The organism is Methylorubrum populi (assembly GCF_002355515.1).
Classification (GTDB): Bacteria; Pseudomonadota; Alphaproteobacteria; order Rhizobiales; family Beijerinckiaceae; genus Methylobacterium; species Methylobacterium populi_A.
Genome location: NZ_AP014809.1, coordinates 4,031,040 through 4,046,843, shown reverse-complemented (window position 1 = coordinate 4,046,843; position 15,804 = coordinate 4,031,040). Strand labels below are relative to the sequence as shown.

At 70.0% G+C, this 15,804-nt stretch carries 13 protein-coding genes; 6 read left to right on the top strand and 7 right to left on the bottom strand.

The window, feature by feature from the left end; translation table 11 throughout:
- Positions 1-102: 102 nt before the first annotated feature.
- The 4 genes from MPPM_RS18675 to MPPM_RS18660 form a co-directional block, all read right to left on the bottom strand.
- A complete protein-coding gene (locus MPPM_RS18675) occupies positions 103-552 on the bottom strand; it encodes a host attachment protein (protein ID WP_096486350.1) in 450 nt (149 codons plus the stop codon).
- Positions 553-577: 25 nt separating this feature from the next.
- Entirely contained in the window at positions 578-1,390 is an 813-nt protein-coding gene (locus MPPM_RS18670) for a universal stress protein (protein WP_096486349.1), read from the bottom strand.
- A gap of 217 nt (positions 1,391-1,607) precedes the next feature.
- The gene (locus MPPM_RS18665; protein WP_096486348.1) at positions 1,608-2,084 is read right to left on the bottom strand and encodes an Hsp20/alpha crystallin family protein; all 477 of its coding nucleotides are present in this window, start codon (positions 2,082-2,084) and stop codon (positions 1,608-1,610) included.
- Between the two features lie 181 nt (positions 2,085-2,265).
- The gene (locus MPPM_RS18660; RefSeq protein WP_162296271.1) at positions 2,266-3,198 is read right to left on the bottom strand and encodes a helix-turn-helix domain-containing protein; all 933 of its coding nucleotides are present in this window, start codon (positions 3,196-3,198) and stop codon (positions 2,266-2,268) included.
- A gap of 711 nt (positions 3,199-3,909) precedes the next feature.
- Between MPPM_RS18660 and MPPM_RS18655 the strand changes: the two genes are divergently transcribed.
- Positions 3,910-8,598 carry a flagellin hook IN motif-containing protein gene (locus tag MPPM_RS18655; RefSeq protein ID WP_096486346.1) on the top strand — a complete coding sequence of 1,563 codons (4,689 nt, stop codon included), beginning with the start codon at positions 3,910-3,912 and terminating at the stop codon, positions 8,596-8,598.
- Positions 8,599-8,719: 121 nt separating this feature from the next.
- Here the strand turns inward: MPPM_RS18655 and MPPM_RS28570 are convergent, their stop codons facing one another.
- Positions 8,720-9,721, bottom strand: coding sequence for a hypothetical protein (locus tag MPPM_RS28570; RefSeq protein ID WP_197705054.1), 1,002 nt, complete (start codon positions 9,719-9,721; stop codon positions 8,720-8,722).
- 501 nt (positions 9,722-10,222) lie between these two features.
- Between MPPM_RS28570 and MPPM_RS18645 the strand changes: the two genes are divergently transcribed.
- From MPPM_RS18645 to MPPM_RS18625, 5 genes are read left to right on the top strand one after another with little or no spacing between them, the layout of a single operon-like run.
- A complete protein-coding gene (locus MPPM_RS18645; protein ID WP_096486345.1) occupies positions 10,223-10,993 on the top strand; it encodes an ABC transporter ATP-binding protein in 771 nt (256 codons plus the stop codon).
- Positions 10,994-11,015: 22 nt separating this feature from the next.
- Positions 11,016-12,242 carry an ABC transporter substrate-binding protein gene (locus tag MPPM_RS18640; RefSeq protein ID WP_096486344.1) on the top strand — a complete coding sequence of 409 codons (1,227 nt, stop codon included), beginning with the start codon at positions 11,016-11,018 and terminating at the stop codon, positions 12,240-12,242.
- Positions 12,239-13,096: an ABC transporter permease gene (locus tag MPPM_RS18635; RefSeq protein ID WP_096486343.1), complete on the top strand. Its 858-nt coding sequence runs from the start codon at positions 12,239-12,241 to the stop codon at positions 13,094-13,096. The genes MPPM_RS18640 and MPPM_RS18635 overlap by 4 nt, the downstream gene beginning before the upstream one ends.
- Positions 13,097-13,107: 11 nt before the next feature.
- The gene (locus MPPM_RS18630) at positions 13,108-13,665 is read left to right on the top strand and encodes an OsmC family protein (RefSeq protein ID WP_096486342.1); all 558 of its coding nucleotides are present in this window, start codon (positions 13,108-13,110) and stop codon (positions 13,663-13,665) included.
- 5 nt (positions 13,666-13,670) lie between these two features.
- Entirely contained in the window at positions 13,671-14,759 is a 1,089-nt protein-coding gene (locus MPPM_RS18625; RefSeq protein ID WP_096486341.1) for an acyl-CoA dehydrogenase family protein, read from the top strand.
- Between the two features lie 111 nt (positions 14,760-14,870).
- Here MPPM_RS18625 and MPPM_RS18620 read toward each other — a convergent pair whose 3' ends face one another.
- Both MPPM_RS18620 and MPPM_RS18615 read right to left on the bottom strand, forming a co-directional pair.
- Positions 14,871-15,308, bottom strand: coding sequence for a phospholipase A2 family protein (locus MPPM_RS18620; protein ID WP_096486340.1), 438 nt, complete (start codon positions 15,306-15,308; stop codon positions 14,871-14,873).
- A 130-nt stretch (positions 15,309-15,438) separates the two neighbouring features.
- Positions 15,439-15,702 (bottom strand): hypothetical protein, encoded by a 264-nt coding sequence (locus tag MPPM_RS18615; protein WP_096486339.1) that lies wholly within the window; start codon positions 15,700-15,702, stop codon positions 15,439-15,441.
- Positions 15,703-15,804 lie beyond the last annotated feature (102 nt).

The window sequence follows — 15,804 nt, the reverse complement described above, 5'->3', positions numbered from 1 at the left end:
CGACCGGATCGGGCATGAGGCCTCCGATCCGGCGCGGCGAACCGCCAGCGCCGGGAGCGAGCCTCATTCGAGGGCCTCATCGGAGGGCCGCATCCAAAAGCGTCACCGATGGGTCAGGCGCTGCCCGATTTCCTCGATCGGCAGCTTGGTCAGATCCTTATCGATCTCGGCGATGACGACGCGCTTCAGGCGGTCGGAAAGCGCGTGCCGCAGGGCCGCCAGCGTGCGCGGCGGGGCGACGACGATGAGCGCGGGAATGGCGTCGGCGATGCGGTCGAGCGTAGCCGCGACCTCCTCGGCGAAGCGGTGCTCCGCGATCTCGTGCCAATCCGTCTGCGCGATGGCGCTGCGGCGCTCGCCCTGCTGCACGCGGGGCGGCCGGTCGGTTCCCTGCTCGCGCGTCGGCGGATTGGGCGGCGCCTCGAAGAGATGCTGCACCTTCAGGCTGACATGCAGGGCATGGCCCTCGTTGCGCAGCACCAGGGCGCGGCGGCCGTCGCCGACCAGGACGTATCCGCCGTGGGGGATCTTGATGTTCAACGCCTCGGTCATCGGGGGCTCCGGGCCGGATCTCGGGTCAGTGGCTCATCAGGCAGCTGATCGGCGCGCCGGCCAGCAGGTCGCGGGTGACCCCGCCGAAGACCCATTCGCGCAGGCGCCCGTGGCCGTAGGCGCCGAGGACGATGAGGTCGGCGGCCTGCTCCGAGGCCGCCTCGACCAGCGCTTCGGAGGTCGCGGCGCCGCCCGCCTCCCAGCGCGTCGCCGTGGCGTCGATGTCGTGCGCCTGGAGGAAGCCGACGACGTCCGCCGTGTCGTCCGTGCCCTGCCCTTCGTCGATGGACACCACGACGACCCGCGAGGCCCGGGACAGGAACGGCAGCGCGTCCCTGACCGCGCGGCGGGCCTCGCGGGTGTTCTTCCATCCGACCGCGACCCGCCGGACGTCGAGGTGATCGATGCCGGGGGGCACCACCAGGATGGGCCGCCCGAGATGCATGACGAGATCACCGGGATCGACCGAGAACAGCAGCGGACCGGATGGGGCCTTTCGGCCGACGACCACGAGGTCGGCCGCTGCGGCCTGCCCGATCAGGAACGGTAGCGGGAAATCGAGGTTCGAGCGCCATTCGATGCGGCTGCGCCCGCCCGCCGCCGCCTCGAAGACGGCATGCGCGCGCTTGAGATCGTTGAGGATGAGCTCGTTGTTGGCGGCCAGCGCGTAGGCGCTCGCCGGGATCGGGCCGATCGGCGGGACGGTAAAGGACGCCTCCTCCGCCGCGACGCCGATCAGCCGGGCGCGGAAGTCGTCGGCCAAATGTCCGGCGATGTGGACGCGCTCGCGCGCCTCGGCCGAGAGATCGACGGCCACCATGATGCTGGCATAGGTCATGGAAGTGCTCCTGCCGCAGGAGATTGACGGTGGGCGCGCCGCGCGGCCGGCGGATCGGCCTCGGACCGGCGGAGCCGAAGCCGGATGCGGCATCGCAGGCGCCGTTCGGTGGAAGCCGAGGCTAGGCGCGGTGGGCGGACGGACCTTGATCCAGCGCAAAACGTGACCCGCGGCGGCGATCGCCGCCCGGGCGGCCGAGCGGGCGTCCGCGCCGTCCTCAGGGTGACTTGATGTCGATGCGCTTCGGCTCGCGCGGGGGCAGCGCGCCCTTGGGCAGCGTCACCGTCAGAATGCCCTTGTCCATGCTGGCCTGGATATCCTCGGCCTTGATGCCCGCTGGCAGTTCCAGGCTGCGCACGAAGGCGCCGTAACTGCGCTCCGTGACCTTGCGGGCCCCCTCGGTCTGCTCCTTCTCCTGCCGCTTCTCGCCGCTGATGACGAGGGTGTCGTCGGCGAGCTCGACCTTGACGTCGTCACGCGCGAGCCCCGGCAGCTCGGCGGTGATCTCGACCTTGCCGTCCTTCTCGACGACATCCATCCGCGGCACCGCACCGCCCTGGAAGAGCGGGAGCCCGAGGCGGAGATCGCCGAGCATCGACTCCACGAGGGAATGCGAGGGGAGCGGCATGGCCCCCAGATCGGCCGAGGGAGCGTGGGAGCGGTGGCCGAGCGTGAGGAGCGATTTGAGATTCATGGATCATCTCCCGTCAGGCGGCTGCGTTCCGCCGTCCCGGGAGAGTCTGCTGTCGGCGCGCCGTCTCGGCGTTGAGGTGGATCAAGCGGTGACGATCAAGTCGTCGCGCAAAGTCTCAAGGACAGGCCGCGGCCCTCGCACCCTCCCGTGATGCGGGCGAGACATCGCCGTCCGTGCGGGGTCAGGCTGCCAACTCCTTGAGCCAGGATTGCAGAACCGGCTGCGCGTCGTCGGCCCGACCCCAGACGGCGGAGCCCGCCTCGGTTTCCCGCGGCAGGAAGCCGAACCGGCGCTTGAAGGCGCGGCTGAAGGTCTTCTCGTCGGAAAAGCCCGTCGCGTAGGCCACCGCCGAGACGCGGGGGCGGCCCGTGGAAGAGGGGTGTGTCAGCATCCGCATCGCCCGCAGCAGGCGCCGCTCGCGGATGAAGCGCTGCACGCCGCCCTCCGCGGCGAATTGCCGGTAGAGGGTCGCGCGGGAGAGCCCGAAATGCGCGGCCAGCGTTTCGGCATCGAGACGCGGCGAGCCGAGTTCCTTCTCGATGTGCCGCCGGATGGTGATGCTGAGCTGCACCTCGCTCGCCGGCCGATCCGCGGCGCGCCCCCGCAGACAGGCGCTGCCGAGCATCGCGACGGCTTGGCTGATATGCGGCAGCTGGCGGACGTCGAGCGCGTCGGCGCAGTCCACGAGCTCGCGCACGCAGGTGAAGAACAGACGACTGACGCGATCCGCCGCGTAATCGAAGGCGTGGCCGTGCAGCGACTCGATGTTCGGCACTTTTTCGGCGACGAGGGCGCGCGGCAGGAGGAGATTGGTCGCGTGGACCGGTTCCGCGACGACGGTTGTCGGCTGGGCGAGGTCGAACAGGACACACAGGTTCGGGCCGACATCCGTCTCGCCCCACGCCACTTCGACCCGGCTGGTTCCGGAGTGGTAGAACTGAAGCAACAGATGGTCGAGGCCCTGCTGCGCGACCATGCGGGGCGTCCGTTCGAGGATCTGCGCCGGAGCGCGAACCTCGCCGACGAGCAGATCGCCGAGATGGTAGTTGTCCATCATGATCGACCCGGACAGCGGGCGTCCGCTCGGCAGGGTCGCCTGAAAGACCGGTGACATCGCCGCGATCCAATCCGCACGCAGCGCGGCAGGATCCGCCGATGCTTCGAAGCGGTCTCGAAGGATTCTCGACATGGCTGGCAAGTCTCTGACTAGGGATGCCGCGGCTCGTTTCACATTTGCGGCCGAGAGTTGGCCGCAACTCTGCATTGATCTTCGCGCCGATACGCATGGCGACAAGATTTTATTGCGATAAATACAAATGATTGCATCTGACATGTCAAATTATAATTTTGTATCGTTAGATAGGTGCGGATATACCAATCATTTTCTGTGCTTTCATTTGATATTCTAGGAACTACAGATTGTCTCGAAATCGGACAATCGGGCTGCTGCGTCAAATTTTGCGACGATCGGAGCGGCTTCGGCCTCGGGCTTCGCGGGTCGGGTTCGGACGCGGCGGACGAGTGCCGCATCCCTTCATCGTGACGCTCCACGGCCATGCTTCAGGGCGACGCGTCAGGATTTGCAGAAGTGGAGGGCGGCCGGCAAATGCCGCGCCGCGGGATCAAGGGCGGATTCGAGACGAAATGGGAGTTTTTTGATATACTTCGTGACAAGAAGAATGCTTGAGATGAAATGAGACTATCTTGAGATATTCTGCGACCAAATTCCAGGGATCTCCTGCAAATACTTAGATCGGCATCAATTGCGCCGGGCGCTTGATCCCCTCACCGCCGACACGTCGGCTCCAGAGGATCGGGTCGCTCCATGTCTTCCAGCATCACGCTCTCGGCCGCGACGCGGCAGAACCTGCTCTCGCTCCAGGATACTGCGAGCCTGCTCGCGACGACGCAGAGCCGGCTCTCGACGGGCAAGAAGGTCAACTCGGCGCTCGACAATCCGATCAACTTCTTCACTGCCAACAATCTGAGCTCCCGCTCGACCGAGCTGTCGTCGCTGCTCGACGGCATCTCGAACGGCGTGCAGACGATCCAGGCGGCCAATACCGGCCTGTCCAAGCTCCAGAACCTGACCAGCCAGCTCAAGTCGACGGCGCAGCAGGCGCTCGCCGCCACCAACGCCTTCACCTCGAAGGCCGCCTCGGTCTCGACCGCCCTGTCGGGAGCGAGCGCTACCAACCTGCTCTCCACGGGCCCGACCACGGCGGTTTCCGACAAGTCGGTCGGCACCCTCACCAACGGCCTTCCCACCGCGGCGGTGGCGGCGACGGTGACCGGCAGCGTCGATTACAAGCCGACCGCCGCGCCGTCGACGATGCGCGGCACCACCTTCACCGCCACGACGCCGACGGCGGCCAAGGCGGCGGGCGTCTCCGCGTTCAGTGCACCGGGCAACGCGGTCGCAGGGACGGTGACCGGAGGCAGCGCCTTCGCCTCGGCCGGCTTCGACGGTACCACGAAGCTGACCATCAAGGCCGGGACCGGCACGTCGGAGCGGACCATCGAAGTCAATCTGGCCCAGAACATCACCGCCGACCAAGCGGTCGAGGCGATCAAGACCAGGATCAACGCATTCAACGCGGACCCGGCCAACCCGAACAATCGCTCGACGGTGGCGGTCTCGCTCGACCGCGACGGCAAGCTCGCCTTCACGGGCGACACCAACGGCGACCAGATCCGGGTCTCGGCCAGCGGCACCGGCGCGGCCGGTACGGGCTTCGGAGCCACGGCGGCGGTCTCGGCCAACAACGTCGCGGCCCAGAGCCAGAAGCTGACGATCGGCACCCGCGAGATCACGATCTCGGGCGGCCGGGCGGGCGACGACGCGGCCGACGTCAGGAAGGCGGTGCTCCAGGCCATCAACGACGCCACCAGCGCAGGCAGCCCGCCCACCGGCGTCACCGCCACCTTCGAGTCGGACGGCGGCACCGGACAGCGGCTGGTGCTCAGCGGCAGGACGGACGGCACGAACTTCACCGTGACGGGCAGCCCCGGCAACACCCTCGGCTTCGGCTCGACCGCGCTTACCACGGCGAACGGCGCCCCGGCGGCAAGCCAGACGCTGACGATCAACGGCACCCAGATCACCATCGCGGGCGGCGGCGACATCGACGCGGCGGTCACGGCGATCAACAATCAGAAGGGCACGACCGGCGTCTCCGCCGCCAAGGATCCTGCCGACGCCACCCGCCTCCTCCTCACCGGCAAGGCCGACGGCTCCGCCTTCACCGTCGCCTCCTCGAACCCCGCCTCCAGCGGCTTCGCGGCGACGCCGACGAGCACCAGCCTCGCGGCCACGGTGAGCGGCGTCTTCACGCCCGACGGCACGGCCGCCACGACGACGGCCAGCGGCGCCTTCCAGGCGCCCGCCGGCGCGGTGGCCGGCACGCTGACGGCGGCCTACAGCGCTCCAACCGCGGGCGGTGCACGCCTCGCGATCACTTCGGGGGCGGGCGGCAGCGGAAACACCTTCACCGTCGATCTTGCGGCCGGCGACTCGAAGGAGATCGCGGCCCGGAAGTTGAACGACGCGTTCGGCACCAGCGGCATCAAGGCTGCGGTGAGCGGCGGCAACCTCGTCTTCACCGGCAAGGCCGACGGATCCGCGCTGAGCATCACCGGCGCCGCCGCGCTGACCGGCTTCACCGCGCCTGTGAGTGCCACCAATGCCGTGGCGGCGCAAAGCGGGACCGTCACCGGCGGGACCTACGCGGCTCCCGGAGCGGGCGGCGCGAAGCTGACGATCAAGTCGGGAACGGACAGCCCGATCACCGTCGAACTCGCGCAGGGCGATGCGATCGGCACCGCTCTGGGCAAGATTCAAGCGGGGCTCGGCCAGAACAGCGGCATCTCGGTCGCGCTCAATGCCGGCGGCAATGCACTCGTCTTCACCGGCAAGACCGACGGGAGCGCCCTGACCGTGTCCAGCAGCGGACCCGGTGCCGGCATCGCCTCCGCTTCGACCAGCACCAACGCTGACGCGACAACGAAGGGCAGCGTCACGGGTGCCACCTACGTGGCGCCGGGTGCCGGCGGCGTTCGTCTCGCCATCTCCGACACCGCCAACACGACGCCGATCTCCGTCGACCTCGCCGCGGGCGCCAGCATCGATGCGGCCGTGACTGCGATCGGCGGCGCCCTGACCGCCGCGGGCTCATCCATCACCGTCGGCAAGAACGCCGGGGGAACAGCTCTCGTCTTCACGGCGAGCGCGAACAACGCCAACGTGACCGTCAGCCCCGCGTCGGCTGCAGGGGGCTTCTCCGGCGCGGGCACGGCGTCCACGGGCAATCAGGTCGGGACCGCCGGCACCGTCACTGGCACTGCCTCCTACGCGGCTCCCGGCGCCAGCGGCGCGAAGCTGACGATCACGTCGGGCTCGGGCGCCACCGCGACGACCTACGCGGTCGATCTCACGTCGACGGAGACGTCGGCCACGATCGCCGCCGCGAAGATCCAGGCGGAACTCACCCGGACCAACAGCGGCATCACCGTCGATGGCAGCAGCGGCAGGCTGGTGTTCACCGGCAAGGCCGACGGCTCCGCGCTGAACATCGCCAGCACCGGCCCCGGCGGCGGCTTCACTGCCACGCCGTCGCTCTCGACCGGCCAGAAGGCCGCCGACAGCCAGACGATCACGATCAAGGGGGCGACCGGCGGCGACCAGCAGGTCACGATCCGGGGCGGCGCGGCGGGGGACAGCGATGCCAAGGTTCTGGCGGGCGCCCTGGCAGCCATCAACGACAAGTCCGGCACGACCGGCGTGACCGCTTCGGCCTCGGCGGACGGCAAGATCATGCTCAAGGGCGCGGCGACCGGCGCCGGCTTCACGGTGACGGGCGGACCCAACAGCACGCTGGGCTTCGGGACCAGCCCGGTGACCGCTGACAACGGCAAGGCGTCGGCCGCGCAGACGCTGACGATCAATGGCAGCCCGATCCCCATCGCGGCCGGCGCGAACCAGGCGGCCGCCATCGCCGCCATCAACGCCGCCACCACGACCACCGGCGTCAGCGCCGCCGTCGATCCCGAAAACGCGGGCAAGATCAAGCTCACCGGCAAGGCCGACGGCTCCGCCTTTACCGTGCAGTCGAGCAACGCCGCCTCCAGCGGCTTCTCGGGCATCACGCAGAGGGTCAACAACAACCAGGGCGCCGCGCAATCCGTGACGGTGAACGGCACGGAGATCGCCATCGCCGGCTCGGCCACGCTCGACGAGGCGATCGCCGCCATCAATGCCAAGAGTTCGATCACCGGCGTCGCCGCGGGCAAGGACCAGGCCGGCACCAAGCTCACCTTCACGGGGGGCGCCGACGGCAATTCATTCACGATCAAGGGCTCGGAGTACAACACGCTCGGGGTCGCGAGCACGGAAGCCTCGGTCGCTGGCATCTCCGACCCGGGCCAGACCTCGCTGATCTCGACGCTCGGCTTCAAGGGCGGCGACAGCTTCTCGGTCAACGGCCAGACCGTGAACCTGACGGCGACCGACACGATCGGCTCGCTCGTGCAGAAGGTCGGTGCGGCGACCAACGGCGCGGTGACGGCAAGCTACGACGCGACGACCAACAAGTTCAGCTTCACCGCCGCCGATTCGCGGACCGCGGTGCAGCTCGGGGACGGTTCGACCGCCACCTCGAAGGTGTCGAACCTGGGCTTTACTGCGACGGACTTCGCGGCAGGCGCCGGCCAGCCGTCCTCGCAGAGCGCGCTGGCCGGCAAGTCGATCACCGTCCAGGTCGGCAGCGGGACGAGCATGAACACGGCCACCATCACCTTTGGAAACGCGCCGGGCCAGGTCTCGACGCTGGCCCAGCTCAACGAGGCGCTGGCCCCGGCCAATGCCCAGGCGACCATCGACTCGCTGACGGGCAAGATCTCGATCACCACCTCGAACGACGTCGGCGCCCAGAACCTGTCGGTCATCGCGAGCGGCATCGGCAACCCGTTCACCACCGGCTCGGCCACGGCCAATCTCGGCGGCGACGGCCTCAACGCCCGCAACAACCTCGTGGTGACCTACAACGATCTGCTCAAGCAGATGGACCAGCTCGCCTCGGATGCCGGATTCAACGGCGTGAACCTCCTGTCCGGCGACAACCTCACGATCAACTTCAACGAGAAGGGCTCGTCCTCGCTCAAGGTCCAGGGCAGCGCCACCAACGCGGCCAGCCTCGGCCTCTCGGCGGTGGGCCAGACCAATTTCCAGGAGAGCAGCGCCATCAAGAAGATCGTCGATCAGATCAACAGCGCCAGTAGCCAGCTCCAGTCGCGCGCGGCCGCGCTCGGCTCGAACCTCGCGGTGGTGCAGAACCGGCAGGACTTCACCAAGCAGATCATCACCGTGCTCGATACGGGGGCTGCCAACCTGACCAGCGCCGACCTCAACGAGGAGGCGGCCAACTCCCAGGCGCTCTCGACCCGCAACTCGCTGGCGATCTCGGCGCTGTCGCTGGCCAACCAGTCGCAGCAGGGCATCCTGCAGCTCCTGCGATAAGGCGATCCGCGCCGCAGCGCGGCTCGGCACGACGGACGGGCCGGCTTCCTTAAGGGGAGCCGGCCCTTTTCTTTTGCCCGGCGCAAGCGGCGGGAGGCCGCTCGCCGAAGATGCCGTCGGATCAGGCGGGCGTGCCCGACGACCGGGCCGGTTCCGCCTTCAGGCTCGCGAGCGCCATGCGATAGGTCATGTCGTGCGAGGCGAGGGTGTCCGCGATGAAACGGTCCACGGCCGCCAGACCGCGGGGTGTCGGCCCGAGATGCTTGCGTCCCCGGCCGTCATGCGTGAGCAGGCCCCCCGCTTCGGCCGCTGCCAGGGTGTTGCGGACATGGGAGCGGGATACTCCGAAGCGCGTCATGATGTCGGAGAAATCGCCGTCGCGGATCGTGGCCTCCGCATCCGCCTCCCTCAGCAGGATCACACGCATCAGGATTTGGAAGCCCTGGTACATCTGCAGGAACGGGACGATGTCGCCGTTTCGCGCGATGAACCGGCCGATGACGTTGAACATCCCGACCGAGACCCGGCGCTGGGCCAGATGAAAGGCCGGATCGCGGGCCACGGCGGGACCGTATCCGGGGTCCGGATAGAGGTCCTGCAGCACGCCGTAATAGGATGACAGCAAGACCCGGTCCCAGGCCAGGAGCTTGTCCGTCGGCACCAGCAGCCGCAGCCGGCCGTCGGCGTCGGGGCGCTCCAGAACGACGTAGTTCGTCTCGACGAGGCGGGCGACGAGATCATCGATCTGCCGCGGGCTCGAGAGCCCGAAGGTCGCCCCCGCCTCCTTGAGCCGCGCCAGCGTCGGCCACGTCGCCCGGTCCGCCGGATTCCAGGCCGCATGGAGGCAGATGATCGCGCTGATGATCGCGACCCGATAGGCCGCGCTCTGCCAGCCTCCGGGGAAGGAGGCGATCTCGTAGCACGCCATCGTGCCGGCGACGTAGCGTCGGCGCATCGGCGCGAAGTCGGGATGGGTCAGGATCTCGCCGCTCGTCCGGTGCGCGATCTCGGGGATGAAGCGCTGGAACAGCGACGGATCCGGCGCGCTCGGCGCGAGGCCGCCCCGATGAGCGGCAGGTTCGTCCGTTCCCGCGACCTGCGCGGAACCGCTCGTCGTCGACATGGGAGGCTGTCGTCTCGGCTGCACCGTGAGGGTCGAGCACCCGGACCGCGGCTGTTGGCACAGCATCGACCCGTCGCGGCGCAGAGCCCTCGTCGGCCTGTTCATGGATACCGGTTTCGACCTGTCGGGGCCGCACCGGCTTGAAGGGTCGTGCGAGGGATCTTGCAATCCGGGACGGACGGCAAGGCACGTTTTCGTTGCCGCCGCATCCGATTCGGCCTCCGTTGCGGGAGCACTCGCTCCAACGGCCCCCAAGGCGATGGTGCAGGGTCGACGATGCGGAGCTGGCGGTGCCGCGAAAGGGATTTTCGTTTGACGTTCGTGATGGCGAAATAATCCTGTCGCAACATCTATTTATTGGAGATTTTCTCTTCAAGTTAGCGCAAATATTTGGATTTTGCTTTTATTGATCTTGGCGGATGCAATCGTCCATCTTGGCCTGACGTCGCTCGAGGCCGCCTCCCCGGTGCCGTCACCTGATGCGTCTGATGTCCGGATACGATGTCGCGTTCCGCTCCCCATCTCGCCCTCGCGGCCGTCGCCTATCGCTACGGCCCGAATCCGGTGATCGATCGCGTTGATCTCGAGATCGGCGCGGGCGAGCGCATCGGCATTCTCGGCCGCTCGGGCGTCGGCAAATCGACCCTGCTGCAGATCATGGCCGGGCTCGTCGCGCCCTCCTCCGGCAGCGTGCGGCTCGACGGCGCGCCCGCGTGCGGGCCGGTGCCGGGCTGCACGGTGATGTTCCAGCGCCCTGCCCTGCTGCCCTGGGCCAGCGTGCTCGACAACGTGCTCCTGCCCGCCCGCCTCTCGGGGCGCCTCGGCCGCGACCGGGGAGCCTGCGCGGCGCAAGCGCGCCGCCTCCTCGACGATCTCGGCCTCGGCGCGCGCGCGGAGGCCAAGCCGCACCAGCTCTCCGGCGGTCAGCAGCAGCGGGTGGCGCTCGCCCGGGCGCTGGCGAGCGAGCCCTCGATCCTGCTCCTCGACGAGCCGTTCTCGGCCCTCGACCCCGAGATGCGCGCGAGCCTGCGCGCCGACGTGCTGCGGCTCGCCCGCGCCCGCGACCTGACCCTGATCGTCGTCACCCACGACCTCGCGGACGTCGCCGCGCTGGCGGACCGCGCCGTGGTGCTCGACGGGCGCCCGGCCCGCATCGCCGCGGACTTCGCCCTCGGTGACGACGCGGAGGCCGAACTGCGCCGCCGTCTCGCTGCCCTGCCTCGCGACTCCGTTGCCCACGACGCCGCCGGCGTGACCGGCCGCGCCGCCTGATCCTTCCTCTCCGAGACCGCAGATGACCGCCCCCGACGACCTCTCCGCCCTCTGGACCCACGAATGGGCCCGCGCCGACTGGACGCGCCGCAACACCCTCGACGCACTCGCCCGCGGCGGCCTCGCCGCCCTGCTCGGCGGCGGCGGTCTCGCCCTGTCGGGCCGCGCGGTGCATGCCGCCGAGGACGACACCGTGCGCATCGGCTACCTGCCGATCACCGACGCGACCGCGCTGCTGGTGGCCCATGCCAAGGGCTATTTCGAGGAGGTGGGCCTGAAGGTCGCCGAGCCGACCCCGGTGCGCTCATGGTCGGCGCTGGTCGAGGGCTTTGCCGCGGGCAGGTTCAACCTCGCCCACCTCTTGAAGCCCATCCCGGTCTGGATGCGCTACAACAACAAGTTCCCGGTCAAGATCCTGGCCTGGGCCCACACCAACGGCTCGGGCATCGTCGTCGGCGGAAAGAGCGGAATCGAGGACTTTAAGGGGCTGGCGGGCAAGCGCGTCGCGGTGCCGTACTGGTACTCGATGCACAACGTCGTGCTGCAATATGCGCTGCGCGAATCCGGCGTCACGCCGGTGATCCGCGGCGAGGCCGGCCCGAACGAGTGCGCGCTGCAGATCCTGGCGCCGCCCGAGATGCCAGCGGCGCTCGCGGCGGGCAAGATCGACGGCTACATCGTCGCCGAGCCGTTCAACGCGCTGGGCGAGCTGAAGGCCGGGGCGCGGATGCTGCGCTTCACCGGCGACATCTGGAAGAACCATCCCTGCTGCGTCGTGGTCGCGCATGAGAGCCAGATCGCGGCGAGGCCCGAATGGGCCGGCAAGGCGGTCGATGCCATCGTGCGGGCGCAGGCCTATTGCGTGAAGAACCGCGAGGAGGTTGCCCGGCTGATCTCGAAGGAGGGCCGCGGCTACCTGCCGATGCCCGCCGACGTCGTGATCAAGGCCACCACCGATTACGGCCCGGCCTACGAGGCGAGCGGCGCGATCCGCCACCGCGACTGGGCGGCGCAGCGCATCGACTTCCAGCCCTGGCCCTACCCCTCCGCCACCAAGCTGATCGTCGAGGCGATGGGCAACACCGTGGTCGAGGGCGATGCCGGCTTCCTCAAGGGGCTCGACCCGGATTTCGTCGCCCGCGATCTCGTGGACGACCGCTTCGTGCGCGCCTCGCTCCAGCGCTATCCCGAATGGCCGGGCGCGGCAGATGACGCCGCGCTCACCCGCCAGGAGACCTTGAGCCTGTGAGCGGGGGCGCGATCGAGGCGGCGCTCGCCGTCGAGCGGCAGGTCGCGGCTCAGGCGCCGCGCCGGGTCTGGATCGGTGCGCGGTTGGGGAGTTCCTTCCTCGACCGGCTGGCTCCGCTCGTCGGCCTCGCGGGGCTGCTCGCCCTGTGGTTCGTGGGCGGCTTGGTTCTGGAAAGCGTGCCGGCCTACGCCGCCTTCGCCGGCTTCGCGCCGGGGCCGGCGCTGGCCTCCTTCGCCGAGCTGATCGGCTCCGGCGAGGCGTGGCGGGCCGCGGCGCCGAGCCTCGCCCGGATCGGCCAGGGCCTCGCCGCGGCGTTTCTCCTCGGCGCGCCGCTCGGGCTGCTGGTCGGCTCGGTGCCGCTCGCCGAGCGCATCCTGCAGCCGCCGTTCCAGCTCCTGCGGATGATCTCGCCGCTCGCCTGGATGCCCGTCGCGGTGCTGGCCTTTCCGAGCTGGGACGGGGCCATCGTCTTCCTGATCGCCGCCGCCGCGATCTGGCCGATCCTGTTCGCCACCGCCGCCGGGGTGAAGCGGGTCGATCCGGTCTGGCTCGCCATGGCGCGCAACCTCGGCGCGGGCCGGCTCGCGGCTCTGCGCGCCGTCATCGTTCCGGCGGTGCTGCAGGACATCCTGACCGGCCTGCGCCTCGCGCTCGGCGTCGCCTGGATCGTGCTGGTGCCGGCCGAATATCTCGGGGTCACGAGCGGGCTCGGCTACGCCATCAACGATGCCCGCGACACCCTCTCCTACGACCGGCTCGCCGCCCTCGTCCTGCTGATCGGATTGATCGGCTACGCCCTCGACACCGGTCTCGGGCGGCTCGCCGCCCGCGCCCGCTGGATTCCCGCCACCTGAGGAGACACACCATGACCGCCACTGCCGCCAAGGAGATCGTCCAGACCTTCGAGCGGGTGTTCGAGCCGATCGACCGCGATAGGCTGCACGCCCTGTCCGAGAAGGGCCGCGCCGATCCGAGCGTGGTGAAGACCGTGCGCGCCCGCACCGTCGCGGAGGGCCGCCGCTTCCGCCACCTCAACTACATCCGCAACCTCGACGCCCACATCGTCGACGAGCCGCCGGCCCTGCTCGGCGACGACACCGCCCCGAACCCGACCGAGGCGCTGCTCGCCGCGCTCGGCACCTGCGTCGCGGTCGGCCTCCAGGCCAACGCCATCGCCCGCGGCTGGACCGTGAAGGGCATCGAGGTCGAATCTGAGGGCGACATCAACATCACCTCGGTCTGGGGCACCGGCGACCTGTCGGAGAAGCCGGTCGGGCTCACCACTGTCCGGCTCAAGGTGCATCTCGACATCGAGGGCGCGAGCCCGGCCGAACTCGACGAGCTCGTGGCCCATGCCGGGCAGTGGTCGCCGGTGCTCAACACGGTGAAGAACCCGGTCGCCGTCACCCTGGCGCGGGCCTGAACGCGATGGCCGCCAGCGCCCGCATCGCGGAATCCCTCCCGCCCGACGTCGCAGGGATCGTGGCCGGGATCGTGCGCGACGCCCTGCGCCCGCGCCTCGGCGCCATCGATGCCGGGGCGTATCCCGACGACATCCTGCGGGCGCTCGGGGCCGCCGGGGCCTACGGGCACCACGCCGACGGCACGGCGGTGGGGCTTCTCGCCGCCATCGACGCGATGACGGAGGCGGGGCGGGCCTGCCTCTCCACCGCCTTCTGCATGTGGTGCCAGGACGCCCTGGTCTGGTATCTCGCCCGCGGCGACGAGGCCGGCCCGCGCCGCCACCTGGCCGCCTTCGCCGCGGGCGCGGCGCTCGGCGGCACCGGGCTGTCGAACCCGATGAAGGCGTTCTCCGGCATTGAGCCGCTGGCGCTCCAGGGCGAGCGCGCGGGCGACGGCTACCGGGTGCGCGGGCGCCTGCCCTGGGTCTCCAATCTCGGCCCCGGCCACCGCTTCGCCGGCATCGTTTCCCTGCCCGACGGGCGGCGGGTGATGGGGCTGTTCGAGGCCGGCGCCGAGGCCGTGTCGATCGCGGCCAATGCCCGCTTCGTCGCGCTCGAAGGCACCGGCACCTACACGGTGATGATCCGCGACGCGCACCTGGCCGATGACGACGTGATCACCCACGATGCTGCCGCCTTCGTGCCGCGCATCCGCAACGGCTTCGTGCTGCTCCAGGCCGGGATGGGGCTCGGGCTGGCCCGCGGGGTCGCGGCGCTGATGCGGGAGGATGCCCGCGGGCGCGCCGACGCGGCGTTCCTGCCGCTCGGGCCGGAGGCGATCGAGGCGCGGGCGGACGCCCTGCGCGCGCGTGTCGACGCTGCGGCGCACGCGCATGCCGAGACCGACCGCGCGACCTTCCTGGAGACCCTGCGCCTGCGTCTCGACGTGTCGTGGCTGGCCCTGGAGGCGGCGCAATCCGCGATGCTGCAGGCCGGCGCGCGGGGATATCTGGAGGGCGCCGAGGCGTTCCGGCGCCTGCGCGAGGCGCAGTTCGTGGCGATCGTCACGCCGTCGGCGAAACACATCACGACGGAACTCGCCCGGGGGGCCTGAAGGGCCTCGCGAAACCCTCGATCCGGTGTCCCCTCGAAGCGGAGGGGATACCGGATCGGCCAGCCCGCGTGGGCGCTACCGGAGCTTCGCGCGAGATCGAACGGGGACGTCCTATTCCGGCAGCAGATCCGGCTCGGGGCGCATGTCGGCGTCGGGCTCGGGCGGGACCTCGACCGCCGCGGGGGCAGCGGTGGGGACGCGCGGCGCAGCCGACGGGGCCGAGGGCATCATCGCCGCGCCCGAGGCGACGAGCCCGGCCAGCATCCGCAGATCGGGCGGCTGGCGGGGATCGTCGGCCACGCGCTCGGCATCCACCTGGAGCCGCAGGTTGCAGGCTTTCGGGGCGAGCGCGCCGTCCGGCGTGCAGGCGTCGTGGCGGGCGCAGGCGGCGTCCAGCGCATCGACGGGGGCCGCCGGCGCGTTGTTGCCGGGACCGCAATAATTGCCGTGAAGCAGCATCGGGGGGCCATCGACCGCGGCGGCCGGCTGGCTGAACGCAGGGACCGCCAGGCCGGAGACCAGAATGAGGGGAAGAATCGAACGCGTCATCGGACGGCGTATCTCCTGTCGTTGATCGAGGGCGGGCGCGGGTACCGTCCCGGCGCCGCCCGGTCGCGCTGCGAGCGTGGCGTCCGGTCTGGAGAGGGCATGTCGACGATGAACCGTCGCCCTCCGCCCTTCAGCGGAGGCTCGCGGAGCGCCGCCCGGCCGAGGCGGTCATTCCTTCGTCGAAGGCGGCCCGGCAGCCGGGACTCAGGCTCGCCCGCTGGGCCTTCATGCAGCTCACGATGCGGCCGCGGTCGGGGATCGATGTCAGGCACAGCCGCATGACGTCGTCGCGGCAGAGGGCGGCCTGCTCCTCCTCACCGGCCCGCACGCTGACCGTGCCGGCGGCCGAGAACGCGATCAGAGCCAGCGCCGTGCGGGTTCCGATCCTTATCATTCAACGTCTCCTGTCTCCTGCCGGCCGGGCGAGCGCTCCAGCCAAGGTCCGACGGTGAACGCCAGGAACTGTCGGCTCGTTCCTTGAGCCCGCCGGGCACCG

Bases quoted from the DNA above. Each gene is read 5' to 3' on its own strand.
- MPPM_RS18675 (WP_096486350.1), bottom strand. From the start codon at position 552: ATGACCGAGGCGTTGAACATCAAGATCCCCCACGGCGGATACGTCCTG.
- MPPM_RS18670 (WP_096486349.1), bottom strand. From the start codon at position 1,390: ATGACCTATGCCAGCATCATGGTGGCCGTCGATCTCTCGGCCGAGGCG.
- MPPM_RS18665 (WP_096486348.1), bottom strand. From the start codon at position 2,084: ATGAATCTCAAATCGCTCCTCACGCTCGGCCACCGCTCCCACGCTCCC.
- MPPM_RS18660 (WP_162296271.1), bottom strand. From the start codon at position 3,198: ATGTCACCGGTCTTTCAGGCGACCCTGCCGAGCGGACGCCCGCTGTCC.
- MPPM_RS18655 (WP_096486346.1), top strand. From the start codon at position 3,910: ATGTCTTCCAGCATCACGCTCTCGGCCGCGACGCGGCAGAACCTGCTC.
- MPPM_RS28570 (WP_197705054.1), bottom strand. From the start codon at position 9,721: ATGTCGACGACGAGCGGTTCCGCGCAGGTCGCGGGAACGGACGAACCT.
- MPPM_RS18645 (WP_096486345.1), top strand. From the start codon at position 10,223: ATGTCGCGTTCCGCTCCCCATCTCGCCCTCGCGGCCGTCGCCTATCGC.
- MPPM_RS18640 (WP_096486344.1), top strand. From the start codon at position 11,016: ATGACCGCCCCCGACGACCTCTCCGCCCTCTGGACCCACGAATGGGCC.
- MPPM_RS18630 (WP_096486342.1), top strand. From the start codon at position 13,108: ATGACCGCCACTGCCGCCAAGGAGATCGTCCAGACCTTCGAGCGGGTG.
- MPPM_RS18625 (WP_096486341.1), top strand. From the start codon at position 13,671: ATGGCCGCCAGCGCCCGCATCGCGGAATCCCTCCCGCCCGACGTCGCA.
- MPPM_RS18620 (WP_096486340.1), bottom strand. From the start codon at position 15,308: ATGACGCGTTCGATTCTTCCCCTCATTCTGGTCTCCGGCCTGGCGGTC.
- MPPM_RS18615 (WP_096486339.1), bottom strand. From the start codon at position 15,702: ATGATAAGGATCGGAACCCGCACGGCGCTGGCTCTGATCGCGTTCTCG.